At 62.2% G+C, this 25,388-nt stretch carries 24 protein-coding genes; 8 read left to right on the top strand and 16 right to left on the bottom strand.

Going from position 1 to position 25,388, the window contains the following annotated elements; translation table 11 throughout:
• Positions 1 to 50: 50 nt before the first annotated feature.
• The 4 genes from ACNAZA_RS09645 to ACNAZA_RS09660 form a co-directional block, all read right to left on the bottom strand.
• The gene (locus tag ACNAZA_RS09645) at positions 51 to 833 is read right to left on the bottom strand and encodes an ABC transporter ATP-binding protein (protein WP_415796404.1); all 783 of its coding nucleotides are present in this window, start codon (positions 831 to 833) and stop codon (positions 51 to 53) included.
• Complete coding sequence (locus ACNAZA_RS09650) at positions 830 to 1,714, bottom strand: ABC transporter permease (RefSeq protein ID WP_415796405.1); 885 nt, start codon at positions 1,712 to 1,714, stop codon at positions 830 to 832. The genes ACNAZA_RS09645 and ACNAZA_RS09650 overlap by 4 nt, the downstream gene beginning before the upstream one ends.
• 18 nt (positions 1,715 to 1,732) lie before the next feature.
• Entirely contained in the window at positions 1,733 to 2,710 is a 978-nt protein-coding gene (locus tag ACNAZA_RS09655; protein ID WP_120965753.1) for an ABC transporter substrate-binding protein, read from the bottom strand.
• A 204-nt stretch (positions 2,711 to 2,914) separates the two neighbouring features.
• Positions 2,915 to 3,808, bottom strand: a complete 894-nt coding sequence (locus ACNAZA_RS09660) for a LysR substrate-binding domain-containing protein (RefSeq protein ID WP_415796406.1) — start codon at positions 3,806 to 3,808, stop codon at positions 2,915 to 2,917.
• A 95-nt stretch (positions 3,809 to 3,903) separates the two neighbouring features.
• Between ACNAZA_RS09660 and ACNAZA_RS09665 the strand changes: the two genes are divergently transcribed.
• The 4 genes from ACNAZA_RS09665 to recQ all read left to right on the top strand — a co-directional run bounded on the left by ACNAZA_RS09665 (position 3,904) and on the right by recQ (position 9,179).
• Complete coding sequence (locus tag ACNAZA_RS09665) at positions 3,904 to 5,136, top strand: CaiB/BaiF CoA transferase family protein (RefSeq protein WP_415796407.1); 1,233 nt, start codon at positions 3,904 to 3,906, stop codon at positions 5,134 to 5,136.
• A 44-nt stretch (positions 5,137 to 5,180) separates the two neighbouring features.
• Positions 5,181 to 6,329, top strand: coding sequence for an acyl-CoA dehydrogenase family protein (locus ACNAZA_RS09670; protein WP_415796408.1), 1,149 nt, complete (start codon positions 5,181 to 5,183; stop codon positions 6,327 to 6,329).
• A 57-nt stretch (positions 6,330 to 6,386) separates the two neighbouring features.
• On the top strand, positions 6,387 to 7,121 hold the full coding sequence (gene hutC, locus ACNAZA_RS09675; RefSeq protein WP_415796409.1) for a histidine utilization repressor: 735 nt from the start codon (positions 6,387 to 6,389) through the stop codon (positions 7,119 to 7,121).
• Positions 7,122 to 7,268: 147 nt separating this feature from the next.
• Positions 7,269 to 9,179: a DNA helicase RecQ gene (gene recQ, locus ACNAZA_RS09680; protein ID WP_415796410.1), complete on the top strand. Its 1,911-nt coding sequence runs from the start codon at positions 7,269 to 7,271 to the stop codon at positions 9,177 to 9,179.
• 57 nt (positions 9,180 to 9,236) lie between these two features.
• Here recQ and ACNAZA_RS09685 read toward each other — a convergent pair whose 3' ends face one another.
• The 3 genes from ACNAZA_RS09685 to ACNAZA_RS09695 all read right to left on the bottom strand — a co-directional run bounded on the left by ACNAZA_RS09685 (position 9,237) and on the right by ACNAZA_RS09695 (position 13,076).
• Positions 9,237 to 10,034: a DUF4198 domain-containing protein gene (locus ACNAZA_RS09685; protein WP_415796411.1), complete on the bottom strand. Its 798-nt coding sequence runs from the start codon at positions 10,032 to 10,034 to the stop codon at positions 9,237 to 9,239.
• A gap of 12 nt (positions 10,035 to 10,046) precedes the next feature.
• Positions 10,047 to 10,541, bottom strand: a complete 495-nt coding sequence (locus ACNAZA_RS09690) for an EF-hand domain-containing protein (protein WP_415796412.1) — start codon at positions 10,539 to 10,541, stop codon at positions 10,047 to 10,049.
• A gap of 132 nt (positions 10,542 to 10,673) precedes the next feature.
• Positions 10,674 to 13,076: a TonB-dependent hemoglobin/transferrin/lactoferrin family receptor gene (locus ACNAZA_RS09695; protein ID WP_415796413.1), complete on the bottom strand. Its 2,403-nt coding sequence runs from the start codon at positions 13,074 to 13,076 to the stop codon at positions 10,674 to 10,676.
• 352 nt (positions 13,077 to 13,428) lie between these two features.
• Between ACNAZA_RS09695 and ACNAZA_RS09700 the strand changes: the two genes are divergently transcribed.
• Genes ACNAZA_RS09700 through ACNAZA_RS09715 form a run of 4 tightly spaced genes read left to right on the top strand, consistent with a single transcriptional unit; the run spans position 13,429 to position 17,317 of the window.
• The gene (locus tag ACNAZA_RS09700; RefSeq protein WP_415796414.1) at positions 13,429 to 14,802 is read left to right on the top strand and encodes an aspartate aminotransferase family protein; all 1,374 of its coding nucleotides are present in this window, start codon (positions 13,429 to 13,431) and stop codon (positions 14,800 to 14,802) included.
• A gap of 20 nt (positions 14,803 to 14,822) precedes the next feature.
• Entirely contained in the window at positions 14,823 to 15,884 is a 1,062-nt protein-coding gene (locus ACNAZA_RS09705) for a peptidogalycan biosysnthesis protein (RefSeq protein ID WP_415796415.1), read from the top strand.
• Positions 15,881 to 16,777, top strand: a complete 897-nt coding sequence (locus tag ACNAZA_RS09710; RefSeq protein WP_415796416.1) for a hypothetical protein — start codon at positions 15,881 to 15,883, stop codon at positions 16,775 to 16,777. Before ACNAZA_RS09705 ends, ACNAZA_RS09710 begins: the two co-directional genes overlap by 4 nt.
• Positions 16,778 to 16,789: 12 nt before the next feature.
• On the top strand, positions 16,790 to 17,317 hold the full coding sequence (locus tag ACNAZA_RS09715; protein WP_415796417.1) for a hypothetical protein: 528 nt from the start codon (positions 16,790 to 16,792) through the stop codon (positions 17,315 to 17,317).
• A 97-nt stretch (positions 17,318 to 17,414) separates the two neighbouring features.
• Here ACNAZA_RS09715 and ACNAZA_RS09720 read toward each other — a convergent pair whose 3' ends face one another.
• The 9 genes from ACNAZA_RS09720 to ACNAZA_RS09760 are packed head-to-tail and all read right to left on the bottom strand — an operon-like array spanning position 17,415 to position 25,213.
• Complete coding sequence (locus ACNAZA_RS09720; protein ID WP_415796418.1) at positions 17,415 to 18,647, bottom strand: DegT/DnrJ/EryC1/StrS family aminotransferase; 1,233 nt, start codon at positions 18,645 to 18,647, stop codon at positions 17,415 to 17,417.
• A 1-nt stretch (position 18,648) separates the two neighbouring features.
• Positions 18,649 to 19,062, bottom strand: coding sequence for a DMT family transporter (locus ACNAZA_RS09725; RefSeq protein ID WP_415796419.1), 414 nt, complete (start codon positions 19,060 to 19,062; stop codon positions 18,649 to 18,651).
• Positions 19,063 to 19,072: 10 nt separating this feature from the next.
• Positions 19,073 to 19,441, bottom strand: a complete 369-nt coding sequence (locus ACNAZA_RS09730) for an EamA family transporter (protein WP_415796420.1) — start codon at positions 19,439 to 19,441, stop codon at positions 19,073 to 19,075.
• The gene (locus ACNAZA_RS09735; RefSeq protein WP_415796421.1) at positions 19,431 to 20,360 is read right to left on the bottom strand and encodes an alpha/beta hydrolase; all 930 of its coding nucleotides are present in this window, start codon (positions 20,358 to 20,360) and stop codon (positions 19,431 to 19,433) included. The genes ACNAZA_RS09730 and ACNAZA_RS09735 overlap by 11 nt, the downstream gene beginning before the upstream one ends.
• A complete protein-coding gene (locus ACNAZA_RS09740; protein WP_415796422.1) occupies positions 20,357 to 21,061 on the bottom strand; it encodes an MtnX-like HAD-IB family phosphatase in 705 nt (234 codons plus the stop codon). Before ACNAZA_RS09740 ends, ACNAZA_RS09735 begins: the two co-directional genes overlap by 4 nt.
• A complete protein-coding gene (locus tag ACNAZA_RS09745; protein WP_415796423.1) occupies positions 21,054 to 21,974 on the bottom strand; it encodes an HlyD family secretion protein in 921 nt (306 codons plus the stop codon). The genes ACNAZA_RS09740 and ACNAZA_RS09745 overlap by 8 nt, the downstream gene beginning before the upstream one ends.
• Before the next feature lie 4 nt (positions 21,975 to 21,978).
• A complete protein-coding gene (locus tag ACNAZA_RS09750; RefSeq protein WP_415796424.1) occupies positions 21,979 to 22,731 on the bottom strand; it encodes an ABC transporter ATP-binding protein in 753 nt (250 codons plus the stop codon).
• A gap of 5 nt (positions 22,732 to 22,736) precedes the next feature.
• Positions 22,737 to 23,885 carry an ABC transporter permease gene (locus ACNAZA_RS09755; protein WP_415796425.1) on the bottom strand — a complete coding sequence of 383 codons (1,149 nt, stop codon included), beginning with the start codon at positions 23,883 to 23,885 and terminating at the stop codon, positions 22,737 to 22,739.
• Positions 23,882 to 25,213, bottom strand: a complete 1,332-nt coding sequence (locus tag ACNAZA_RS09760) for an efflux transporter outer membrane subunit (protein ID WP_415796426.1) — start codon at positions 25,211 to 25,213, stop codon at positions 23,882 to 23,884. The genes ACNAZA_RS09755 and ACNAZA_RS09760 overlap by 4 nt, the downstream gene beginning before the upstream one ends.
• Between the last annotated feature and the right edge of the window lie 175 nt (positions 25,214 to 25,388).

A 25,388-nucleotide genomic window follows, 5' to 3' on the forward strand; every position in this document is an offset into this window, starting at 1 on the left:
GGGGAGGGCGGCTTGGGAGTTCATGACGATAGCGGGTTCTGCAACAGCCCTCAGTGTGCAGCAGCGGCCAGGGACTCGGCCCGAATTTCTTCGGTCAGTCTGGCCTTGAGTTCCATGAACTCCGGCGAGGTCTTGACGGTGTAGTGCCGGGGGTGGGGCAGGTTGACGGGAATGTCTGCCTTGATGCGACCGGGGCGGGCGCTGAAAACCGCCACCCGGTTGGCCATGAAAATGGCTTCGTCGATATCGTGGGTCACGAACATCACGGTTTTGCGCTCGGCCTCCCAGATGCCCAGCAGCAATTCCTGCATCAGCACGCGGGTCTGGTTGTCCAGCGCGCCAAAAGGCTCGTCCATCAGCAAGATTTTGGGATCATTGGCCAGCGCCCGCGCAATGGCCGTGCGCTGCTGCATGCCGCCCGACAGCTGCTTGGGAAAGTGGCCCTCAAAACCTCTGAGGCCCACCTTGGCAATGAAGTAGTCGCTGCGCTCTTTTTGCAGGGCTTCGCTGACGCCTTTTTCGCGCAGACCGAAGCGAATGTTCTGGGCCACGGTGAGCCAGGGAAAAAGCGTGTAGCTCTGGAACACCATGCCGCGGTCGGCGCCCGGGCCGTCCACCACATGGCCGTCCAGCAGCACCTGACCGGTGGTCGGAAAGTCCAGTCCAGCCACGATGCGCAGCATGGTGGATTTGCCGCAGCCCGAGGGGCCGAGGATGGTGACGAAGTCGTTTTCCTTGACTTCGAAATCCACCGGCAGCAAGGCCTGGGTGCTCGTGCCTTTGTGGCTGGTGAACGTGCGCGAAACACCGCGAATGGAAAGTAAATTCTTCACAGCGTGCTCCACTCGAACATGCGACGGTTGATGGTCTTGAAGATGAAATCGGAGACCAGGCCGATCAGGCCGATCACGATGATGCCGAAGATGATCTGGCCGGTATTGAGCAGCGCCTGGCTGTCGGTGATCATGTGACCGATACCGGATGAGGAACCGATCAGCTCGGCCACGATGACGTAGGTCCAGGCCCAGCCCAGCACCAGTCTCAGGGTTTCAGCGATGCCGGGCGCTGCGCCGGGAATCAGCACGCGGCGAACAATGCCGGTGTTGCTGGCGCCCAGGGTGTAGGCGGCCTCCACCAGGTCCTTGCGTGCGCCACCCACGGTGACGGCAACCATCAGCGTGATCTGGAATACCGAGCCTATGAAGATCACCAGCAGCTTTTGCGTCTCGCCCACACCGGCCCAGAGGATGAGCAGGGGAATGAAGGCCGAGGCTGGCAGATAGCGGCAAAAAGAGACAAAGGGCTCAAAGAACGCTTCCACCGGCTTCCAGGCGCCCATGGCAATGCCCAGAGGCACGGCGACGGCAGAAGCCAGCACGAAGCCGGCCATGACACGCCACACCGTCATGCCTATGTCATGCAGAAAGTTGAACTCGGTGAACAGCAGAATGCCTTCGCGCACCATGGTCAGCGGACTGGCAAGAAAGGTGGGCGACACCATGCCGCCAAAGGTGACGGCAGACCAGACGATGAGGAAGAGGACAAAAAAGCCGATGCCCAGCAGCCATTTGGCTCTGTGGCTGACCGGCTCCAGCGGAGCCATATAACGTCTGCGCATCGGCTTGGGGGAAGGCTGAACAGGAGGCTGCACAGCGGTCGACACGCCCTGGGGCGTGGCGGGTGCAGAGGGGACAGAAGAAGATACCGCGTTCATGTGCAACCTCTGGCTCGCTTACTTGATGAAGCTGTTGTCGTACATGACGTTGTAGTTCTCGGGGATGCTGCGAATCACGCCGGCTTCCTTGAGGATGACGGCCGCTTCCTTCATGAAGGGCAGCAGATCATTGGCGAAGAACTTCTGGTTGGCTTCCTTGTCCGACCATTTGAGGAAGGCCGCAGACTTGCCGAACTGTTCGCCGCTTTGCTTGACGGCGGTGCCCATGATTTCGTAGCTCTTGTCCTTCTCGGCTCTGATCATGGCCACGGCATCAAAGTAGGACTGGGTCAGCGCCTTGGCGGCTGCGGTGTTGGCCTTGAGCCATTTGGGATCGCAGCCCACGGTATCCATCACCATGGGATAGTCGATGGTGGTTGCCAGAATCTTGCCAGCCGCAGGGTTGGCGCGCACCGTGGACAGATAGGGCTCATACGTCATGGCTGCATCGTTCTGGCCGGAGACAAACGACTGGGCGGCGGGCTGAGGCTCCAGCGACACGGTTTTCACGTCCTTCATGGACATGCCGTTCTTGTTCAGCATCCAGGCCAGGCCGAAGTAGGGGGCGGTGCCCGGTGCGCTGACGGCCACTGTCTTGCCCTTGAGGTCGGCAAAGCTCTTGACGTCGTTGCGCACGGCAATGCCGTCGGCACCATAGGACTTGTCCATCTGGAAGATCTGCACAATGGGCACGCCATTGGTGTTCCATGCCACATGCGTCTCGATGGTGGTGGCTGCACATTGCACTGCACCGGAGGCCAGCGCCAGGTGTCTATCCTTTTGCGGAATCATCTTCAGCTCGACATTGAGCCCGTTCTTCTTGAAGATGCCGGCCTTGTCGGCCAGCGTCAAGGGCGCAAAGCCGGTCCAGCCCGACATGCCAAGCACGATCTTGGTTTCCTGCGCCGTGGCTTGCTGAGCCCCTGTGGCCAGACAGGCGGCGGCCAGAGCCCATTGCCAAATGGGGAAGCGACGGGTGGTGTGTGTCGATGTCATATGACCCTCCTCGGTCAATGCGAGTGCAGCAAGGTTTTGGTTACGGCTTTGCCAGCCGGAAGCCAGCGCGGACGGCAAAGTGTGTTTTTGTTGATCAGGCTTGTATATACAGGCTTACCCGAAAAGGCCTGACCAGCAAACTCTTGCAAACCGCATGCCAGATTGCATGCGTGAGTCGGGACGGGAAAATCGAGCAGCGCAGCGCTACGGTGGTGCGATCACGCTTTTGGCAACGCTCAAGAACGGTGCAATCAGACAAGAGGCATTGCTGCTGGGCACCGATAGCACAATTGCCTGTTTGGCGACCTTGTCTTTGATGCGCTTGCACACCAGGCGCTTGCCGTCATGTGCTCTGTCCACCGTGGGGCGCGTGGTCAAGATGCTGACGCCATGGCCGTTGGCCACCATGGAGCGCAGCAGCTCGATGGACGAGAACTCATGGGCCACGGTGGGCATGACGCCGGCCTCGCGAAACAGGGACAGAAAATACTCCCGGCTTTGCGGCAGCTTGATCAGCAGCACCGGGGATTGGGCCAGCTGGGCCAGACTCACACTGGCAGCCGCTGCCAGCGCGTGCCTAGCCGGCAGGAGCACATAGGGCGCCAGGGCCGCCACCGGGTGCGTGCTGATTCGGGGTCTGGACAGGCCCAGCTCGTACTGCAGTGCGGCATGTATTTCCCCGCGCTCCACTTGCCGGGTCAGCGATTCGATATCGCCTTCCATGAGCTCCAGCGTGATCTCGGGGTAGCGCTTTTGCATCTGCGACAGGATCTGCGGAATCCAAAGCGCACCGAGGGTGCTGAGAAAGCCCAGACGCAACACGCCGGACAGGCTCTGGCTGCGGCGTTCCTGCAGTTTTTCTGCGGCTTCCAGCAAGGCCAGAGCTTCGCGGCTTCTGCTCAGACCGGCTGCCGTCAGGTCCAGACCTTTGCCATGCCTTCTGACAAAGAGCACCTCGCCCCAATGGGCTTCGAGGTCGGTCACCGCCTTGGACACCGAGGGCTGCGAGACGTTGATGGCCTGTGCCGCCTTGGCCGTGCTGCCATGGCGCGCGGCGGCGACGAAATACTCCAGTTGGCGCAGGTTGATGTGAATCAATTTTTTGAATTCAGAAGATGTGAAATGAATATTTTCCATTAATTCAAACTTCACGCAGCATCCCTGCATCTTCTCAGGCGAGCAACGCAAATCTCATGTCTATCTCTGCTGAAAACCCCGCATCCCGCCCTCTCGACGGCATACGCATTCTGGATTTCACCCGGGTGCTGGCGGGGCCCATGTCCACGGCGCTGCTGGCCGATCTGGGGGCCGAGGTGGTGAAGGTTGAGCCGCCCCAGGGTGACGACTACCGCGCCATCGGGCCCATGAGGAATGGCCAGAGCGCGCTGTTCACCGTCATGAACCGCAACAAGCAAAGTCTGGTGCTGGATCTCAAGAATCCGCAGGCTGCCGAAATCGTGCAGCAGCTAGCGCAAAAAGCGGATGTGGTGGTGGAGAACTTCAGACCCGGGGTGGCCGAGCGTCTGGGCATAGGCCCGGAAAAGCTGCGCAGCCTCAACCCCAAGCTGGTGTACGTCAGCGTTTCCGGCTTTGGGCAGACCGGGCCGCTAGCCCACCGGCCCGCCTACGACATCATTGTCCAGGCCATGAGCGGACTGATGGAGGCGACGGGCGAAGCCGATGGCGCCCCCACCCTGGTGGGAGAGGCGGTCAGCGATGTGGTCGCGGGACTGTTTGCCTCCTGGGCCACGCTGGCGGCCTTGCTGCAGGCACAGCGCACAGGTCAGGGCCAGCATGTTGATGTGGCCATGTTCGATACCACGCTGACTTTTCTGGCCACTTCGGTGTCCCGCTATCTGTTCACGGGCCAGCCTGCCAGGCGGGTGGGCAATCGCCACCCGCTGTCGGCGCCGTTTGGCGTCTACAAGGCGCGCGACGGCCACTTTGCCCTGGCGGTGCTCAATAAAAAACTGTTCGATGCCACGGTGCTGGCCATGGGCTTGCCGCAGCTGGTCGATGACCCGCGCTTTGCCAGCGACGAGACCCGCTCGGCTAACGAGCCCGAGCTGCGCCGTGCCATCGAGGGCTGGAGCTGCCAGCACGATGTGGCCGATGTGGTCGCCACGCTGGATGCAGCCGGCGTGCCCGTGGCGCCGATATGGAATATCGAGCAGGCGCTGGAGTCCCCGCAAATACGTTCCCGTGGTCTGTTGCACGAGGTGGACGACGAGCGCTTGCCCGGCCTGCGCTTGCCGACCCAGCCCGTGCACTTCAACGGCAGCGCGCCCAATCGAAGCGAGAGGGCGCCGGCCCTGGGCGAGCACACGGAGCTGCTGCTCGGCAGCTGGCTGGGCCGCAGCCGCGAGGCTATTGACGCCTTGCGCCAGGCTGGTGCGCTGGGTGCGACAGACGCCGCCCCTCACTGAGTTATCTGCAACCTCAATCCCTTACCTTGGACAGCGAGAAAAACATGAGCTTTTTACGACTGGGCAGCACCGAAGAAGACCAGGCCATTGCCGATGCTGTGGAGCGTTTTGCGCAAGAAACCCTGGCGCCCGTGGCCCAGGCCATGGACGAGGAGGCATTCTCTGCCACCCGCCATGTGCCCGGCCTGGCGCAACTGGGCGTGATGGGCATGAACTTGCCCGAGTATCTGGGCGGCCCCGGCGTCACGCCCACGGCCATGCTGATGTCGCTGGTCGCCATTTCCCGTGCCTGTGCCGCAACGTCTTCGATGATTGGCGCCCACTACCTGGGCACCGATGCCTTGCTGATTGGCGGCAGTGCCGAGCAGCACCAGCAATGGCTGCCGCGTTGCGCCAGCGGCGAATGGCTGGCCGCGTTTGCCTTGACCGAACCGCGTGGCGGCTCCCACCCTGCCGACATGCGCACCCGGGCCGTGCTGGACGGCGACGATTACGTTCTCACGGGCGTCAAGCATTTCATCTCCAACGCGGCAGAGGCCAGTTTCATGATCGTGTTTGCCAAGACCGATATGAATGCCGGGGCGCGCGGCGTCAGCGCTTTCATCGTGCCGCGCAATCTGGCTGGCATACAGATCTCCTCGCCCGAAAAGCTGATGGGCATACGCGGCGGTCATGCGTTCGAGGTCTCTCTGGAGGGCGTGCGCGTACCCGCTGTCAACCGGCTGGGCGCCGAAGGCAGCGGCTTCAAGATCGCCATGCAAGTGCTGGATAACAGCCGCCTGGATGTGGCTGCAACCTCGCTGGGCATTGCCGAGGCGGCATTGAAGGCGGCTGCGGAATGGGCCAATCAGCGCCTGGTCGGCGGTGAGCCCCTGGCGACCAAGCAGGCCATCCAGTTCAAGCTGGCCGATATGAAGTTGCGCCTGGAAGCGGCCTGGGGCCTGACCATGCAGGCCCTGGCCCTGCGCCAGGCCAGGCAGCCGTTCAGCCAGCAGTCGGCCATGGCCAAGCTGTATGCATCCGAGATGGTGGGCTTCGTGACCGATGAAGCGCTGCAGATCCACGGCGGCTACGGCTATACCCGCGAGATGCCGCTGGAGCGCTATGTGCGCGATGCCCGCATTCTGCGCATTTACGAGGGTTCCTCCGAGATCCAGCGCACCATCATTGCCCGCTCGGTACTGGGGCGTTGAGTTCCTGCCGGGGAAATGCTGGTGGAGACGGCGGATTTGCTGGTGTAATCCGCCATCATGGAAAAAACTGCCTCCATTTCGCTGCACGGAAAAATTCTCACCGAGATTGAACAGAACATTCTCAGTGGTCGCTGGCCGCCAGGCTTCAGGATTCCCTCCGAGATGGAGCTGACCGCGCACTACCAGTGCTCGCGCATGACGGTCAACAAGGTGCTTACGCAGCTGGCACACGCCGGGCTCTTGCAGCGCAAGCGCAAGGCCGGCAGCTTTGTGACCCTGCCACATACCAGCTCGGCCGTGCTGGAGATCCCGGACCTGCGCCAGGTGGTGCTGGGCATGGGCATGGAATACAGCAGCCAGTTGCTCAGCCGCAAGCAACGGCGCAGCACGCGCGACGATATGCAGGCCATGCGCATGGACAAGGCCGGGCCTGTGGTTCATGCCCTGTGTCTGCATATGGCAGGATCGCGCCCCTTCTGCATCGAGGACCGCCTGATCAATCTGGAGTCCGTGCCGGACGCCGAACATGAAATGTTCACCGAGCACAGCCCCAGCTCCTGGATGGTCAACCATGTGCCCTGGAGTTCTGCCGAGCACCGCATCCGTGCCGAGGCGGCCAGCGAAGAGACGGCCGCACGACTGCAGGTGGCGCCAGCCTCGCCCTGTCTGGTGATTGATCGCCGCACCTGGACGGGGACGCTGCCCATCACCTTTGTGCGCCTGACCTATCCGGCCGATCTGTACGAGCTGGAGGCGCATTTCTCGCCCTCGTCGGTTGCAGGTGCGGCTTGAGCGGCGCAAGCCATTCCCCGGCGCAGGCAGGGCGCGGCAGCGCAGCGCACAATAGGGCTTCTTTTTGAGCGCTGTGTTTGCGATGAAATTGGCATGTAGCCCAATGGAATCGAGCGCTTATAGCTATCTTTTCAAGAGTTACTTCCGTTGTCCACCGCGCAATCCGTTCTTCAGGCTGTCTTTGGCTACGAGCAGTTTCGTGGCCCGCAGCAGGCCATCGTCTCGCATGTGATCGAGGGTGGCGATGCGCTGGTGCTCATGCCTACGGGCGGTGGCAAATCGCTGTGCTATCAGATTCCCGCCATCGTGCGCCAGCAGCAGATGCATGGCGTGAGCGTGGTGGTCTCGCCGCTGATTGCGCTCATGCACGATCAGGTCGGCGCTCTGCATGAAGCAGGTGTCAGCGTGGCCTATCTGAACTCTACCCTGAGTTACGAGGAAACCCAGGATGTGGAGCTGCGGCTGCAAAGCGGCGATATCACCTTGCTGTATGTGGCGCCGGAGCGCCTGAACACGCCGCGTTTTCTGGGCCTGCTCGATGACTTGCATGCCCAGGGCAAGCTGTCGCTGTTTGCCATTGACGAAGCCCATTGCGTAAGCCAGTGGGGCCACGACTTCCGCCCCGAATACCGCGCGTTGACGGTGCTGCATCAGCGCTTTGCCGGCGTGCCGCGCATCGCACTCACCGCCACGGCTGATGCGCTGACGCGGGCCGACATCATCGAGCGGCTGCAACTGGAAACCGCCCGCCTGTTCCTCAGCAGTTTTGACCGGCCCAATATCCGCTACAAGATTGCCGAGAAGAAGGACGTCACCAACCAGTTGTTGCGCTTCATCGAGCGCGAGCACGAAGGCGAGGCCGGCGTCGTCTATTGCCAGTCGCGCAAGCGGGTGGAAGAGCTGGCCCAGACCCTGGCGCAAAGCGGCATTCGCGCCTTGCCCTATCACGCCGGCCTGCCTTCCGAGATGCGCCAGCAGCATCAGGATCGCTTTCTGCGTGAAGACGGTGTGGTGATGGTGGCCACCATCGCCTTTGGCATGGGCATAGATAAGCCCGATGTGCGCTTTGTGGCGCATGTGGACATGCCCAAGAACATCGAAGGCTACTACCAGGAGACGGGCCGTGCCGGCCGTGACGGCCTGCCCGCCGATGCCTGGATGGCTTACGGACTCTCTGATGTGGTCAACCAGCGGCGCATGATCGATGAAAGTCCGGCCGGGGAAGAGTTCAAGCAGGCCATGCGCGGCAAGCTTGATGCCCTGCTGGGCCTGGCCGAAGCCACGGACTGCCGGCGCGTGCGCTTGCTTGCCTACTTTGGCGAGCAGTACGGCCAGGGGCCGGCTACCGACGGCAAACCCTTGCAGGCCGTGGCCAAGCTGCAGTGCGGTAACTGCGACAACTGCCTGGAGCCGCCCGCGCTATGGGATGGCACCGATGCGGCGCGCAAGCTGCTGTCCACCATTTTCCGGGTGCATGAAGCCAGCAAGCTGACCTATGGCGCAGGCCACATCATGGATGTGCTGCGCGGCAAGGTCACCGACAAGGTCACGCAGTACGGCCATGACAAGGTCTCCACCTTCGGCATTGGCAAGGATTATGCCGAACCGCAGCTGCGCGCCGTGATGCGTCAGTTGCTGGCCACAGGCGCTCTGGGGCTGCACAAGGTGGTGAGCGAGAACAGCGGCCATGTGTTCGACACTCTGTGCCTGGTACCGGGCTCGCGTGCCGTGCTCAAGGGCGAGGTGACGGTGCAGCTGCGCGAGGCGGTGGCCGCCTCGCGCAGCAAGAAGCCAAGCCGCGTCAACCAGCCCAATGCAGCGGCCGCCAATCTGGGGCCCGATGCACAGGTGCGCTTCATCAACCTCAAGGCCTGGCGGGCCGAGGTCGCCAAGTCGCACAATCTGCCGGCCTACGTGATATTTCACGATGCCACGCTGGCCGCCATTGCCGAGCTCAACCCTAAATCCCTGCAGGAGCTGCAAGGGGTCAGCGGCATGGGCTCCAAGAAATTCGAAGCCTATGGCGCGGAAGTCCTGCGCGTGGTCACCAGCGGCTGAGCCAAAGCACAGCCGCTGGGCATCAGCGGGCAGCCGCCGCCGCTGAAAGACTGCTGCTTACTGTTCCAGCACCCGGAAAGTCAGCGTGTAGTTGTTGCCATACGTGGGCGCGGCCGCTCCAGCGGGCGCTGCGGCGCGATAACGCACCAGCGCCAGATAGATGCCAGCCTTGGGCAAGGCAAACGAGACGCGGCCCTGCGCATCGGTCGTCACCGTGAAAGCGCTGTGCTGGCTGGCCAGATCCATGCTGGAGCGGTAAATATCGACCTTCTGCGCGGCCAAAGGCTTGCCGTCGTACTGCACGCTGAAATCAAATTTCTCGCCAGCAAACAAGTCGCTGGGATGGGTGATGGGAACCAGCTCCAGCCCCTGGCCGGATGGCGCCAAAGCGCCCTTGCTCGGAGCCCCTGCGGTGACATAAGTCTCAGAGACAGAGCGCGACTGGTAATGGGCGATCAGCTTGGCATCCGCAGGCATGACGGTGGCAGGATCGCGTGCGGTCTCGACCTTGCCATTGCGCTCCCAACTGCGAAAGATGGCGCCCAGGCGGGGGCCGGTACTCACGCGGTAAGTGCCTTTTTCACCACCGAGCTTTTGCTCTGCCACCGTACGGGTCTTGAGCTGTACCACCTGCGCCATGGGCGTGAGCTTGCCATCGGGTGAGGTCACGGAAAATGCCGTGTCGCCAAAGGCAACGTCCGAGATGAAGAACTTTTCGGTAAAGCCCGCATCCACGCTGATGACGGACTTGGGCTGGACTTCAAAGCTCGTGGGCAGCAGATACGGCGTATGCGCCTGTGCCGAAAAGGAGATGGCCGACAGCAAGGGCAGCCAGCAGGCGAGGGACTTGATCATTGCCATGGCTGCTTACTTTTTCTTGCTGTCGTCCGCAGTCACCTGGCCGTCGCCATTGCTGTCGGCTTCCTTGAAGGTGCGCTCGGCGATGGCCATGTCTTCATCCACGGTGTAGCGGCCATCCTTGTTCTTGTCGATGATGCCAAAGCGCACATGCGCCTGCCGGATGGAGCCCATATAGCGTGCGTCAGGCTCACGACCTTCGCTCTGGTATTGCTGCTTGAGACGGCCTTCGTATTCGGCCACATATTCCGCTTCGCTCAACCAGCCGTCGCCGTTGGCATCGCCGGCCGCAAAGCGCTGCTTGCGCAGGGTGTCGTATTCGTCGCGGCTCACCACGCCATCGCGGTTGACGTCATAGCTGCCCATGAAGGCCGCGTGGCCGTGGCCGCCGGCAGGCTGAGCCGGTGCCGCTGCCGTGTTGGCGGCAGGCGCCGCGCAGGCCGACAGCAAGGCTGCCACAGCGGCGGCGATCAGCAAACGGGAAGAGGACAAGGAAGAGATCATGCAAACAACTCCGAAGTAAAAATGCACAGCAGCTGCTGTGAACCATGAAATACCTTGGCCAGCCTTGCCGGCTGGCCCTGTAGAAAAAGCGACGCGTCAGATGCCGAGCGCATCGGCCTTTAAGCGGCCTCTTTAGAACGCAACGGCCAGAGAGACGGCGGCAGTGCGGCCTGGGTTGCTCAGCAACTCGATGTCCCGCTGGTCACGCGGCACCGATGGCTGGAGACCACGCGCGCTGGAGTAATCCCAATAGCGCTTGTTGCCCAGGTTGTAGATGCCGGCATTCAGGCGCACGTTCCTGCTGATCTGCCAGTAGCCGGCCAAATCAAAAATGGCATAGCCGGGTACGCGGAACAGCGTCACGCTCGCATCCATCAAGGCTGCGCCGCCGTTGGCATAGGCCTCGCGGTTGGTCGCCACGGCTTGCTTGCCGGCCACGAAGGTGCCGGTCAGGTTCAGCCCCCATTGTTTTTGTGGTGCGTCATAGCCCACGCCGACCACGGCCTTGCGTGGCAGCACGCTGTCCAGCGGCACATTCTTGTCACCCGCGTAGTAGGACTTGGATGTGCCCTTGCTGATGCCCAGGGCCCAGTGGCTGTACACGCCCTTCATGGCCGGCGCCCACTGGCCGTGATCCAGGCGGGCGCTGAGCTCCATGCCGTAGATGGTGGCCGTGTCGCGGTTTTCTGCCTGGTAGATCGTGCCTATGTGGCTGGGCACATTGGTGAACATGCCGGGATTGAGCGCACGCGTGTAGCGGGTGTAGGCAATGAAGTCCTTGTACTTGCTGTAGAAGAGCGAGCTGTTCAGGGTCACGCCAGGCGTAGGCGAGCCTTTGATGCCTATGTCAAAGGCCGTGCTGGTCTCGGGTTTGATATCGCGGTTGCCGACCAGCGCGTACTGATTGGTGCTGTAGTTGCTGGCCATGTTCCAGGAGCCATACATCTCGCCGGCCGATGGTGCGCGGCCGCTGCGCTTGACCTGGGCATAGGCGCTGAGCTTGGGCGCCAAGTCATACACCAGGCCCAGGCTGGGGCTCCAGATGGTGCTGGCCGGGGCATTGCCGTAAAGACGCTGCACATCGGTCGGCGTCAGCGGGCCGGAGGCAAAGTTATCGAGATCGCGGGTATTGATATCCACACGGTCCACGCGCAACGCAGGGATCAGGGCCAGCCGCTTGCCGCCGGCGTCGAAGCTGATCTCATCCTGAACAAAAGCACCCCAACGTCGGGTCGTGGTGTCTGGCTGCGGCTTCATGTAGCCGGCCACGCTCCAGGGCCGGTCAACATCCTGGGTCGAGGCATTGATGCCGACGCTCAGGCGGTGGCGATCCATGCGCTTTTCCCCTGTGCTGGAAAAGCCCAGGGTCTTGGTTTCGTTCTGAGAAATATTGTGCGATGTCGTCCCCGTGGCCAGCAGCGTGGTGTCGGTCACATCCTTGGTGTCCGTGGTCTGGTAGAAAACGCGGGTGTCGAGCTGGTCCACCAAACCGCCCATGGGCGACCACAGGTGCTGCAGCTGCAAGGTATTGCGGCTGGTATCGCTGCTCTGTTTTGAACGGTCGCTGATGGCGGTATTGGTGGCATCCCAGCCGTTGAACAAGGTGTCGTTCTTGCGCCGATACATATCGGCCGACAGCACCAGCCGGTTGGCGCTGTTGATGTTGATGCCGCCCTTGAGCAGCAAGGCATCCGAATTCCAGTCGTTGGGATAGCTGTTCACCACATCGCTGTTGTTGCGTGTGGCCTTGCCGTCGCGGTGCGAATAGGCAATCAGGCCGTCCAGATGACCGGAGCGGCCCGTGGCGGTCAGGCTCTCGTTCCAGGAGCGGTCGGCCGAGTCATAACCGATCTTGGCACCCAGGTAGGAGTTTTTGTCGGCACGCAAATAGTCTTCTGCAGACTTGGTCTTGAAACCTACCGAGCCGCCAATACCGCCCGCGGCCCGCTTGGCCGTCGTCGTGCCCGAGTTGATGTCGACCGCCGAGAACATCTCGGGATCAATAAAGTCACGTCCCACGCCAAAGGTATTGGCACCGACACGGCTGACATAAGGACGACCCGTGGCGTCCGGCAACTCCACGCCATCGACATCCATGCCGACGCGATTGCCTTCGATGCCGCGAATGTTGTAGCCCGTCGTACCCGAGCGATCAAAGCTGCTGCGGTTGCGGCTGGTGCCAGAGACCGTGCCCGGGGCAGATACCAGCGGCTGGTAGCGCACGATGTCGGCCATATTGTTGGCCTGCTCCAACTCCGGCCCGGTAATGATGGCTTCGGCGCCCGGCTTGCGCGCCGTGGTTTCGGCGTCCTCATATACCTCGACCTGCGGCAGCATCTTGACGGGGCCGGCGGCCAGCTGCAACGCAGGCTCTGTCTGCGCCCAGGCCGAAGCCGAAATCAGAGCGATCAAGCTCGCACGCACGGCCGTGCTGACCAGCGTGTGCGAGAAGCCTGCAGACGCATAGTCAGCAGAGGAACAAGAGCAGGGGAAAGTGGAAACGGCGCGAGCGCGCCGTTGCAATGACAAAGCCATGGTGTTGCGGATCAGAGGTTGAATGCTGGCTAGCTATTCACCGATGCGCGCAAGATTGGCTCCTGCACCATCGCTCCCTGTCCGGAGATCGTTACCGCTGGCTTGTTTGAATCATTTGCATGAATTGATAATCATTATCATTTAATGGTGCGAGCCATATCGAGAGCAGGGGGAATCTCGCAAGCTGCTCTCAGCACCCTGAACCTATGCAGCTCGCCCGCTGACAACACGCGGCTCGGCGAGTCCATGCCCTGGAAATCGGTCTCCACAATTCGCACACAAAGGCTCAACGACGCAGCAAGATTGCCGCCACAAACTGCTCCGCGAATACTGCATCTGGAGCCATTTAGCTGTGATCAATACTGCCCAATTGTTGGCCGACGAGGCCAAGTACTGCTCGTTCGGGGACACCGTCCACTACGTCAATCCTCCCAAGATTTTCACGGGCTGCGAAGGCAGCTATATGTACGACGATGCAGGCACGCCCTACCTCGATCTGCAGATGTGGTATTCGGCCGTGAACTTCGGCTACAAGAACAAGCGTCTTGAGCAAAAGATGATCGAGCAGCTGCAAGCGCTGCCCCAGGTGGCCAGCCAGTACCTGCATCCCACCAAGATCGAGCTGGCCAAGTTCATTGCCGAAGATGCCAAGCAGAAGTGGGGCAGCGACGGCCGCGTTCACTTCAATGTGGGCGGCGCGCAGGCGATTGAAGACTCGCTCAAGGTGGTGCGCAATGCCAGCGGCGGCAAGAGCCTGATGTTCGCCTTTGAAGGCGGCTATCACGGCCGTACGCTGGGTGCTTCGTCCATCACTTCCAGCTACCGCTACCGTCGCCGCTTCGGCCACTTCAGCGACCGTGCGCAGTTCATTCCCTTTCCCTACCCCTTCCGCCGCCCCAAGGGCATGACTGCGGAAGAGTACGCAGACTCCATCGTGCGCGAGTTTGCGCGCAAGTTCGAGAACGAATACCACGCCGTCTGGGACCCCAAGACCCAGCAGTGCGAATATGCGGCTTTCTACATTGAGCCGATTCAAGGCACGGGCGGTTACGTCATTCCTCCAGCCAACTTTTATACCGGCTTGAAGAAGGTGCTCGATGATCACGGCGTGCTGCTGGTGGTCGACGAAATCCAGATGGGTTTCTGGCGCACCGGCAAGCTGTGGTCGGTGGAAAACTTCGGCATCAAGCCCGACGTGCTGGTGTTTGCCAAGGCTTTGACCAATGGCTTGAACGCTTTGAGCGGCCTGTGGGCTCGCGAAGAGCTGATCAATCCCACCATCTTCCCGCCAGGCTCTACCCACTCCACCTTTGCTTCCAACCCGCTGGGTACGGCCCTGGGCCTGGAAGTCATGAAGATGACGCACGAGATGGACTTCGGCCGCCAGGTGTGCGAATCGGGTGCTTACTTCCTCGAAGGCCTCAAGGATCTGCAAAAGCGCCACAAGGAAATCGGCGATGTGGACGGCATGGGCCTGGCGCTGCGCGCCGAGATCTGCACCGAGGACGGCTTCACGCCCAACAAGGCGCTGCTGGACAAGATGGTGGACATCGGCCTCGAAGGCGGCCTGGAGTACCGTGGTCAGCAGCGCGGCCTGGTGCTGGACGTGGGCGGCTACTACAAGAACGTGATCACCTTCGCTCCTTCGCTGATGATTTCGCGCAGCGAGATCGACGAAGCCATGGTGCTGCTGGATCAGCTGCTGACCCGCGCCAAGGCGGCTTGATACCTGGCCCGAAAGGTGAGATGAGGCAGCAGTCCTACAGAAACCAGTTGGAGCCCGCAGGCCTGCTGCAGCAGTTTGCCAAACACCCTCCCGAGGGTTTTGCACTGCTGCAGGATGGGCCGGCGCCGGCGTTCACGGCTCCGTTTGATTTGCTCACCACGGCAGACGACGCGCTCAAGGCGCGTCTTTTGTCTTTTCCGGGCGGAAAATGGCTGGGCTCCAGACTGCGCTTGAGAACGGATTTTGTGGGCACCACGGTCAGCGAATATGCCTTGCTGCCGCAAGCCGTCGATGCCGCTGCGCTGGCCGGGCAGCTGCGGGCCCGTGCCGGTCGTACCCTGCTCAGCATCGTCAAAGACCTGCCGCAGGCATCGCCCTTGCTGGACGATGCGGACAATGCGTTTGCCCAAGAGCTGATCGAGGCATTGGCTGCCCAGGGCTTTATTGCGGTAGAGGGCCAGGCCCTGGCCTATGTACCGCTTGATTTTGCGAGTCTGGACGACTATCTGGCTGGTCTTTCCAAAAGCCGCAGAAGCAATCTCAGGCGCAAGCTCAAAAGCCGTGCCCAGCTGCAGATTCGGCGCATTCCCACGGGGCCGGACTTTGCCAGCGATGAGCGCGTCGATGCCTACTACGCCTTGTTCGAGGCCGTGTATGCGCAAAGCGAGATTCACTTCGACAAACTCGGACGCGCTTTTTTTGCCGATCTGCTGCGTGATGCGGGCAATGGCGGTCTGGTCTTCGAGTACCGTGATCTGGCGAGCAATACCTTGCTGGGCTGGAATCTGTGCTTTGAGCACCAGGGCAAGCTCATAGACAAATACATAGGCCTGTCCTACCCGGCCGCGCGCGAGGCCAATCTTTATTTTGTAAGCTGGATGGTGAATCTGGAATACGCGCTGGAGCGCGGCCTGACCCACTATGTGGCCGGCTGGACCGACCCTGGGGTCAAGGCACAGCTGGGCGCCAGCTTCACCATGACGCAGCACATGGTCTATGTTCGCAACCCCGTTCTGCGCGCCCTGGGGCGGCGCTTTGCCGGACACTTTGAAAGCGATAGCCAATGGGGCGCGAAGCCATGATGACCAGACCGGTGGTGCTGGATGTGGATGCCTCCGTCGGAGTGCTCGGCGATGAGTTGCGGCTGCCTTTGCAGCACTGGCAGGAGACCATACGCTTTGGTTGTGGGCTGTCGAAATTCAAGCGTTTTGCGGCCACGCTGCAGGCGCAGCTGCCAGAGAAACATGGCACGGTGCTGATGGGCAGCGGTGACTTTCATCACCTGAGCTGGCCCTTGATAGAGCGCAGCATTGCCAGGCATGGCTTTTCCAAGGCCCATCCGTTGCGGGTGGTGGTGCTGGACAACCATCCCGACAATATGCGTTTCCCCTGGGGCGTGCACTGCGGCTCTTGGGTGCGGCGCGTTGCCATGCACCCGGCGGTCTCTCAGGTGCATGTGGCGGGCATTACCTCGCAAGACATAGGCCGCAACCATGCCTGGGAAAACTATCTGGCGCCGCTGCGTGCGGGCAAGCTCACCTACTGGAGCAGCGGCGTGAAGACGGACTGGGCCAGGCCCGTGGGTCTGGGCGCCGCGTTTCGCAGCTTTGAAAGCGTTGCCGAACTGGCCGTGACCCTGGCGCGCATGTTGCATGAGCAGCCGCAGGCCACCTATCTGAGCATAGACAAGGATGTTTTCGCGCCGGAACTGGTGCGCACCAACTGGGATCAGGGCCGCATGCTGGAAGACGATGCCATGGATATCGTGGATGCGCTCGGCGGCCATCTGGTCGATAGTGACATCACGGGCGATGTGTCCTCATGGCGCTATGCCACCTGGTGGAAGCGCTGGATGAGCGCAGGCGATGGCCAAGACATAGAGATTGATGCCATCACGCTGGCTGCCTGGCAGGCAGGACAACACGGACTGAATCAGCGGCTTGTGAATCACATCGCCGCTCATCAGAAAAGCTAGGAGGAAGACCATATGCTGGACCGGTTGACTGAAACATTGCTGCAACGTGTATTTGCGCCCTTGGTCAGAACCGGCAAGCTGGAAATTGTTGCGCCCTCGGGGCGGGTTCTGGTCTTTGGGGATGAGGGACAACCGCAGGCACGTATCCGCTTTGCCGACCGACGGGCCGTGCTGGCCCTGTTGCGCGACCTCGACCTGAACTTTGGCGAAATGTTCATGCAGGAGCGGCTGCGGGTGGAGCAGGGCAGCGTGTACGAGGTGCTGGAGCTGGTGCTGCGCGGCGCCAAACAGGTGCCGGTGAGTGCCACGGTGCGCATGCTGGATGCATGGCGCATGCGGCTCAGGCCTTTGCTGCAAAACAATCTGCGCCGCCAATCGCGCGCCAACGTGGCGTATCACTACCGCGTTTCGCTACCAGGACATCGCCATCTTTCAGGTGCAGCTGGCGCGCAAGCAGGAGGCCGTTCCCCTCACGCGCGACTATATTGCCCAGCGCGAAACACAGTCGCGTACCAAGGAGTCCGGCCTGCTTGCGGATGAGCCGGCTATGGCGGGTACTGCAAAAATCAGAGCGGTTGTCGCAGCTTGAATCTTGGGCTCAATGCTTTATGCATCTGAACCCATTATCTTTTGAACGCTATGCGCTCTTGTTTTGAGAGCCGATGGCCTGTTGCAAATCCTGCAGCAAGCCCCCAAAGCGCGAGGAATCCAGCCATGGGCTGTTGCTGACGGCCACCAGCCGCTGAGCCCAGTCGCGCGCTTGCGTCACCGTGTCCTGCTGGGCAAAGGCCAGCACATGCTGGTAGCGTCCATAGTCCGGCAGCACATGCACAAACGGCAGCGACAGGCCGCAACCGCTCGCCCACTGCGCCTTGAGCAAGGCGTTGCGCGATGGCATGTCGGGCATGCGGATCAGGATCACCGGCCAAATGCCTTGTGCATCTGAAGCCGCATCGCCCAGCACCTCAAGGCCCAGAGACTCGAGCTTAGTCATACGGGCCATGGCTTGTGCCTGGGTCTGTTGCTGAAAATCCCTGAGTCGCTGCAAGGCGCGTGCGCCCACGCGCTGACGCCAGCGGCCCAGCGTGTGCTGTGGAATGAAGTCGTCAAAGTCATCGCCGGCCGCTTCTACCCAGTCGCCGCGGGCCAGGGACTTTTGCAAGGGCTTGCCATAGGCCAGGTGCAGGCCTTGGGGGCGATACAGAGCGGCATAGCCCAGCAGCTCCACACTGCGGCGCAGCTCCCACCAGCGCTCGGGCCTGGTGTGGCGCCGGCTGTGGTCTTGCAGGGCGCGGGCCAGTTCTGCGTCGCGGCTGATCAGCACGCCGCCTTCAAATGTGCTCAAGCCCTTGCCCACGGCCAGGCTGAAAAAGCCGATGTCGCCTTGCAGGCCTACGGACTGGTGGTTGATGCGCGCGCCAAGGGCCTGAGCGGCGTCCTCGATGACATAAGCTCCCATCGCCCGGGCGCATAGAACTGCGGCGGCCACGTCGGCCACGCGCCCGCACAGATGCGTGGGCAGCACGGCCAGGGTTTGCTCCGAGCAAAGCGCCTGCAGGCACGCGCTGTCCATGTCCAGCGTATCCGCCCGCAGATCGCATAGCCGCAAATGCAGGCCGCATTGGGCCACGGCTAAAGCCACCAGAGGGCAGGTATAGGCGGGCGCAATCACTTCGCTGCGCTGGGGTTGCCGGGCTTTGAGCGTGCGCAGCGCCACCATGAGAGCCGAGGTGCCCGAGCATTCCAGCTGTACCTCGGCCACGCCCAACCAGTGCGCCAGCGCCTGGGCAAAGTTCTCGCTGCCCCAGGGCCGGAGATCGGCGGCCTGCAAAGGCAGACCGGCAGTGGGCGGAACCGTGGGCAGGCGCATCTCAGGCGGCTTTTTTCAGATCCTGGGGCTCTGTAACAGCATCCGTCTCGCCGCTCTCGCTGACGGCCAGACACATGATGCCGGCCACAATGCACAGGCAGCCCAGAATCTGCGGCCAGCCAATGGGCTCGTTGAACAGCCAGTACGACAAGGCCAGCACCGAGATGATCTCCAGATGGGAGGCGGCAAATGCCGGGCCTATGGGCGCGTGCTTGAGCAGGCTCATCCAGGTGAAAAATGCACCGATATAGCCGACGAAGGCGCCGTAAATCCAGGGCTGACCGAAGACCCGCAGCAGCCAGGCGGTAGAAAATTCCAGTGGCAGGGCGGCGTCGCCCGCTTGTTTGAAGCTGATCTGTGCCAGCGTGTCAAACAGCACGAGCACCAGAAAGCCGACGATGTAGAAACGCTTCATGCTTGCGCTTTCAATGCAGACCGACAATGGCGACGCCGATGGACACCAGCACGATGCCGGCCACGCGCATGGGGGCCAGCTTTTCCTTGAACAGCACACGCCCCAGCATCATGATGGCCACGATGTTGATGCTGCCCAGCAGCACGCCTTCCGACAGCGGAACCAGGGACAGGAACGCCAGCCACACCAGAAATTCCGCCACATAACAGGCGATGCCTACCCACAGCCAGGGGCGGGCCAGCATGAAGCGCCAGCGTTCCATGCCATCGCGCGTGCCGGGCTCGCTGGCCGCGGCCTTGAAGGCCAGCTGCCCGCCGCTGTCCACCAGCACATTGAGTACCCACAGCGTAATTACCAGAGGCGATAGATCACTGCCCATGCGTTGGTGCCTTGCCTGGGGCTGCGGCGCTGGCGATGCGCGTCACAAATTCGTTGGTCTTGGCGATCACGGTGCGGCGTTCGCGATCGATGGTGATCATGTGATAGCAGTTGTCCAGCAGCACCAGCTCCACATGGGCGTTGCGGGCGCCGCGCTCAATATCGTAGGCATTGCTGATGGAGGAGATGTCGTCTTCCCTGGCATGCACCACCAGGCAGGGCGAGCGCAACTGATCGAGACGCTTGAGTACATGGGCGGAAAGCGCTCTCAGCTCGATGATGGACCACCAGGGGTTGCCGGGCAGGCCGGCGGCCGCGCTGTCGCCGCCATGCATTTGCTCGACGATGCGGGCACGCAAAGCTTCGTCCTTGATGCCATAGGGCGGAGCTTCCATGAAAACGCTGTGCCGTCCTATGCCCAGCGCGCGAAACAGCGGCAGCAAAAAGGCCAACCGGGTGTAGCCGGGAATGCTCCAGCCGTCATAGCGGAAGGTGGTGGACAAGGCGCAGACGCCAGCCACCTGGTCGGGGTGTTTTTCCGCCACGGCCAGCGAGAGCAGCGCGCCCATGGACAGGCCGCCCACGACCACATGGTCCACCTGCGCGGCAAACCGCTGCAGGCCCGATTCCACGCTGGCAAGCCAATCCGTCCAGCGTGTGTCGACCAGGTCCTGCATGCCGGCGCAGTGACCGGCCAGCTGTACCGCGTACACGGTAAAGCCTTGTTTGTTCAAGCCCTTGCCCAGCACGCGCATTTCGGCGGGCGTGCCCGTCAAGCCATGAATCAGCAGCACGCCGGTGCGCGCATTGGTGCCGTGGCCGGGCATGACAAATTCATGGGGCGTCACGCACAGCTTCTGAAAATCCTGCACCTCGGGCGCCTTGTCTTGCAGCAGAGCGAAACCGTCGGCGGCATTCATGCTGGCAACTCCATGCCCAGCACCGTCTGCCCCAGAAGCACCGTGGCCTGGCCAAAATTTTCAAAGGGGGCGTAAGCAATGCCGTGGCTCTGGCAATGGGCAATCAGCTTGTACTTGGCCAGCACCAAATCGGCTTTGCCCGAAACGCAGAAATCGGAGGTGCTGTCTCCGATGTAGAGCACGCGGCCGTGCACCGCCTGTTGCTCGGCCAGGCGCTCGCACTTGCAGTTGCCGCTGGCACGTGCGCAATGCGCGCTGGCAAATGGCGACTCTAGCCGCCAGCTGCGCGCATCCGTCTGTACCAGCCGGTTGGCAATGACTTCCAGATGGGCCAGTCCGTGTCTGGTCAGCACATGGCGAATGGCGTAGTCGATACCGTCGCTGACCACCTGCACCTTGATGCCCAGCTGGGTGGCCTCGGCCACAAAACCGACAAAGTGCGGATCGATTTCAATCGTGTCCAGGTGGGTCTGCAATTGGGCTTCGCTCATGTCCAGCAGAGCGACCTGGCCCTTCATGCATTCGCGCGAACCGATTTCACCGCGTTCCCAGGTATCTTCCAGCTCCTGCCAGCCGGGCTGGCCGAAGCGATTGAGCAAGGTGTCGGTCACGTCGAGCACGCTGATGGTGCCGTCAAAATCGCTTTGTACCATCCAGCCGGAAGGCTGGTTGGCGGGGTATAGGTGAATGCGCTTATTCATGGAAGCTGACCCTCACGTTCTGGCCGACTTTGGCATTGGCTGGGGGCTGATCAAATACCAGCACGCATTCGATGATGCGCACAGGTCCTTTTTGCGTGTCGTCCTGCAACCGCGCAGCGCCATAGATGGGGCTGATGCGCTGTACGGTGGCTTTGGGGAACTGCAGATTGCTGCCGTCGCCGTCGGCCACCACGCTGGCGTGCATGCCTTCTTTGATGGCGCTGACAAAGCTTTCATTGACTTCGGCACGCACGATGAAGGGGCGGTTGGGCAGCAGATTCATCACGCTGACGCCGGGCTGCAGCGTGCTGCCCACGTGGGTCGTGACGCGCACCACGGTGGCCGCTTCGGGAGTGCGCAACTCATGGCGTTTTTGCAGTGCGCGCAGCTGCTCTACCTTGCGCTGCGAGACGGCGACCTCGGCGGTGGCAATATCCAGCTCGGCCTGCGCCTCCTGCAGAGTCCGGGCGGCTTCATCCACGCTTTGCAGATCCGCTGCGCCTTGCTTGGCGGCGGCCTGCCAGCGGTTCAGAGCTTGCTTGAGGGAAGGCAGACGGGCGGCGCGGCTTTTTTGACGGGTCTGGGCCAGCTGCCATTCGGACTCGGCGACCGCCAGATCGGCGCGCGCGGCATCGTCTTTCAGACGCAGCAGCACCTGGCCTTTTTCAACCGTCTGGCCTTCCTTGATCAGCAGCTGCCCAACCACGCCGCCAGTCTCGGGCGAAATGTCCAGCAAGCCGCCTTCGACCTCGATCTTGCCGCGGGCGATGGCCACGGCGGCATTGCTCTTGGCCTGGCCCGTGGCTGAAGGGGGGACGGATGCCGCTTTCTGCGAAGGGCCGCAGCCTGCGATGACAACCGCTGTCAGTGCTATTGCCAGCAAAGCAGAACCGCGGGTTGGCAAAAAATTCATGGGCTTATTCCTTGATGGGGCTGGACTGGCGCCAGTCGCTGCGTATGGCGCCGTCCTCCATGCCGAGCACGCGGTCTGCATGGCGCACCAGACGCGGGTCGTGGCTGACGCACAGCACGGTGGTGCCGTGACTGCGGGCCGCGCGGTGCAGTATGTCGATGACGCGCTGGCCGCTCTCCGCATCCAGCGCGCTGGTCGGTTCGTCGGCAAACAAAAGCTGGGGCTCCTTGGCCATGGCACGGGCGATGGCAACGCGCTGCTTCTCGCCGCCAGAGAGTTCGGCCGGCCGCATATGGCTGCGGTGCGAGAGTCCGACCTCATCCAGCGCCTGCTTGGCACGCTGCAGGCTCTGCTTGTCCTTGAGCCCCATATAGCCCAGCGGCAGCTGTATCTGCTCCAGCGCCGTGAGCGCGGGAAAGAGATTGAAGCCCTGAAATACAAAGCCGGTGTGGCGCAGACGAAACCGCTCCAGGGCTCGTTGCTTGAGCTTGGACAGGTCTTGCCCCAGGGCCGTGGCCTGGCCGCTGTCGGGCTGCTGCAGGCCTGACATCAGCGACAGCAGAGTGCTCTTGCCGCAGCCCGAGGGGCCGGAAATCAGGCTCAGCTCTCCCGGGTAGAGGCTGACCGACAGGCCTTGCAGCACGCGCACCTGCACCACGCCAGACATGAATGACTTGCACAGCTGAACCGCCTCGAGGCTGGGTGGGGCGGCGGGCGCTGTCGGTGAAGGGCTGCGTTCTGCAGTCATGGATGGCATGGCTTTCAACGCAGCAAGGTGGCGGGATCGGCGCGCAGCAGGCTGCGCATGGCTCCGAGGCCGGAAAGCAGGGACAGGACGGCAACCAGAAAAGCGCAGCCCAGCACCGCCGAGACGGACAGGGCCACCGGGACTCGGTAAGCCGAGGCAATGCTCAAAAGCACGGCGCTGGCGAACGCGGCCAGCACAAAGCCCAGGCCGCCTATCCAGCAGGCCTGCTCTATCACCACGCGCCCCAAAGCTCCACGGCTGACGCCCAGGGCGTTGAGCACCGCGTATTCCCGGGCCGAGCCTGCGACCACGGCCTTGAGCGACTGGCTGGTGACGATGGAGCCGACCAGGCAGACGATGATGGCCATGAACAGCACGCCGGCGCCGGCGCCGGTATCGAACATCCAGTAGCGCTGCGAGCGCCGGGCAAAGCTCTCGGCAGTCCAGGCCTCATGGGCGCCAAAGCTGCTGCGCTTGTCGCTCAATGTCTTTTGTACGGCGGCAGGCGAGACGCCGTTGCGCACGCTGGCCACAAAATAAGTGCTGCCTTGGCTGGCCTCGCCATCTGCGATTTCACGGGCCGAGGTCAGCGAGGTGATCACATTCACTCCACCCAGGCCGCGCAGCCCATCCACGGCGGCGACTATGCGCACCGGATGGTTGTTGATCCAGGCCGTGCCGCCTTCCTGGGTACCCAGCGTGCCCAGGTCGGCGCGGTCCACGATGACCGTGCCGGGCTCGCGCAAGCGCTGCCTGTGCCAGGGTGCCAGAATTTTGGTGAACATCAGGGCGTCATCCGCCGTGCTGACGCCAGAAAGATAGATGGAGACGCCGCCTTTGTTCGCGCTGGCTGCGCTGTCGCGTGCACGCCAGTCGCCGTCAATCCAGAGATAGGGCTCGACGGCCTGTATGTCCGGCTCCATGCGCAGGCGCATTTCCACATCGGCGTCGATATTGCGACCAAAGTTCACGCTTTGCGTGCCGGGGTAGCCCACCCAGATATCCGCAGACGAGGCGGTGACGTACACGGCAGCCGAACCGAAGATGCCCAGCACCAGCGCGGCCTGCATGGCCAGCAGCACGCCGGAGAAGCCGACGGCAAACACCGAAGGAACAAAGCGGCGCCATTCGTAAACCAGTGTTTTGCGGGCCAGGGCAATCATGGCTGCAGCCCCTTGGCAGGGCCTTGAGCCACGGTATCCAACGGCGCTCCGCCCAGGGCCTTGTAAAGCGTCACATAGGCCAGCGCTTGCGTAAAGCCAGCCGTGTCGGTCTCGCTTTGCAGCTGAAGCAGGGAGCGTCGAGTCTCGAGAGTGGAAAGCTCGCTTTCCAGGCCCAGATTCTGGCGCACGGTCTGTGCCTGCTGGCGCTGCTGCAAGACGGACTGCGTGGCTTGCAGGCTTTGCCGGCGCTGCTCTTGTGCACCTATGGCGGCCAGCGAGGATTCCACGTCGGCGATGCCGTTGAGCACGCTTTGGCGATAGGCTTTCACACTGGCCTGCAGTGCCAGTTCGCTGGCGTCGGCCTGGGCGCGGCGTCGGCTCCAGTCAAACAGCGGAACATCAATCTGCGGGCCGAAGACGGGAAGCTTGTCCGAGGCCGCATTGCGGCGATTTTGCGTGATGTTGTACGAGTACAGGATGGATCCTGTCAGCGTGAAACGTGGATACAGCGCCGCGCGTGTGATGCCCAGCTCTGCCGCCGCATGTTCTACCGCCGCCTCTGCGCTCTGTATGTCGGGGCGGGTGCGCAGCAGATCTGCGGGGATGGCCGCAAGAGGCATGTCCGATATGGCCGGCGCGACAGGCATAGCCGTAGTGGCATCTGCAGCCTGCAGCCAGCGCGGATCGGGGGCTGAACGGCCCAGCAGCGCAGCCAGTCCGTGGGCAGAGCGTGCCTGCGCCTCTGTCAGCATGGCGGTCTGCCCGGCTGAGGCGGCGATTTGCAGCTGCTGTTGCTCTACGGCCTGCATGCTGCCCAGGCGCTGTGTCTGACGTATCTGCAGCAAATGCAGCTGGCGCTGATCCAGAGCTTGCCGCTGCTGCAGCAGCGCTTGCTGGCGCTGGGCCTGGCGAATATCCAGGTAGCGGTGTACCACCTGGGCGACCAGGGCCACACGGGCGGCATGCAGCTGTGCTTGGGCGTCCAGCACGTCGGCCGAGGCCGAGCGTGTCGTGGCCTCTGAGGCGCCGAACAGGCCCAGATCCCAACTCACATCGATGCTGGCGTGAAAGTAGGAGTCCTGTGCTGCCACATCCTGCAGCGTGCGCACGCCTGCGGAAACATTGGGCAAAAAGGCTGAGCCAGACACCTCGGACAGACGCTTTTGCTGCTGCAGGCGCAACACGGCCTGGGCCACATCCAGGTTCTGGGCCAAGGCCTCGTCAACCAGGGCGTTGAGCTCGCTGTCGTTCCATGACTTCCACCAGTGAGCCAAGTCGTCGCCCGGCCTGGGGCTGACCGGCAGTGCTTGCTGCCAGTGTGCGGGCATGTTGGTGTTCAACCTGACCGGCACGGGAGCAGAGCACCCTGCCAGCAGCACGAGGGTGCCAAGGCAGCAGGCGCTCAAGCGGCTAAGCGTGTGGATTGGGGCTGGATTCAATGGTGTGCGTCCATCTGGAACAGGGATGCAGAGACCCCAGGCCATCATTGAAGCCCTCAAAGCT

Origin of the sequence: Comamonas aquatilis, from assembly GCF_965139575.1 — a bacterium.
GTDB lineage: Bacteria > Pseudomonadota > Gammaproteobacteria > Burkholderiales > Burkholderiaceae_C > Comamonas > Comamonas aquatilis.

Coding starts and splice junctions, on each gene's coding strand:
- ACNAZA_RS09685 (WP_415796411.1), bottom strand. CDS start 10,034: ATGATCAAGTCCCTCGCCTGCTGGCTGCCCTTGCTGTCGGCCATCTCC.
- ACNAZA_RS09705 (WP_415796415.1), top strand. CDS start 14,823: ATGAGGCAGCAGTCCTACAGAAACCAGTTGGAGCCCGCAGGCCTGCTG.
- hutC (WP_415796409.1), top strand. CDS start 6,387: ATGGAAAAAACTGCCTCCATTTCGCTGCACGGAAAAATTCTCACCGAG.
- ACNAZA_RS09760 (WP_415796426.1), bottom strand. CDS start 25,213: ATGCCCGCACACTGGCAGCAAGCACTGCCGGTCAGCCCCAGGCCGGGC.
- ACNAZA_RS09755 (WP_415796425.1), bottom strand. CDS start 23,885: ATGATTGCCCTGGCCCGCAAAACACTGGTTTACGAATGGCGCCGCTTT.
- ACNAZA_RS09720 (WP_415796418.1), bottom strand. CDS start 18,647: ATGCGCCTGCCCACGGTTCCGCCCACTGCCGGTCTGCCTTTGCAGGCC.
- ACNAZA_RS09750 (WP_415796424.1), bottom strand. CDS start 22,731: ATGCCATCCATGACTGCAGAACGCAGCCCTTCACCGACAGCGCCCGCC.
- ACNAZA_RS09745 (WP_415796423.1), bottom strand. CDS start 21,974: ATGAATTTTTTGCCAACCCGCGGTTCTGCTTTGCTGGCAATAGCACTG.
- ACNAZA_RS09740 (WP_415796422.1), bottom strand. CDS start 21,061: ATGAATAAGCGCATTCACCTATACCCCGCCAACCAGCCTTCCGGCTGG.
- ACNAZA_RS09690 (WP_415796412.1), bottom strand. CDS start 10,541: ATGATCTCTTCCTTGTCCTCTTCCCGTTTGCTGATCGCCGCCGCTGTG.
- ACNAZA_RS09665 (WP_415796407.1), top strand. CDS start 3,904: ATGTCTATCTCTGCTGAAAACCCCGCATCCCGCCCTCTCGACGGCATA.
- ACNAZA_RS09670 (WP_415796408.1), top strand. CDS start 5,181: ATGAGCTTTTTACGACTGGGCAGCACCGAAGAAGACCAGGCCATTGCC.
- ACNAZA_RS09730 (WP_415796420.1), bottom strand. CDS start 19,441: ATGGGCAGTGATCTATCGCCTCTGGTAATTACGCTGTGGGTACTCAAT.
- ACNAZA_RS09725 (WP_415796419.1), bottom strand. CDS start 19,062: ATGAAGCGTTTCTACATCGTCGGCTTTCTGGTGCTCGTGCTGTTTGAC.
- ACNAZA_RS09650 (WP_415796405.1), bottom strand. CDS start 1,714: ATGAACGCGGTATCTTCTTCTGTCCCCTCTGCACCCGCCACGCCCCAG.
- ACNAZA_RS09710 (WP_415796416.1), top strand. CDS start 15,881: ATGATGACCAGACCGGTGGTGCTGGATGTGGATGCCTCCGTCGGAGTG.
- ACNAZA_RS09735 (WP_415796421.1), bottom strand. CDS start 20,360: ATGAATGCCGCCGACGGTTTCGCTCTGCTGCAAGACAAGGCGCCCGAG.
- ACNAZA_RS09695 (WP_415796413.1), bottom strand. CDS start 13,076: ATGGCTTTGTCATTGCAACGGCGCGCTCGCGCCGTTTCCACTTTCCCC.
- ACNAZA_RS09715 (WP_415796417.1), top strand. CDS start 16,790: ATGCTGGACCGGTTGACTGAAACATTGCTGCAACGTGTATTTGCGCCC.
- ACNAZA_RS09655 (WP_120965753.1), bottom strand. CDS start 2,710: ATGACATCGACACACACCACCCGTCGCTTCCCCATTTGGCAATGGGCT.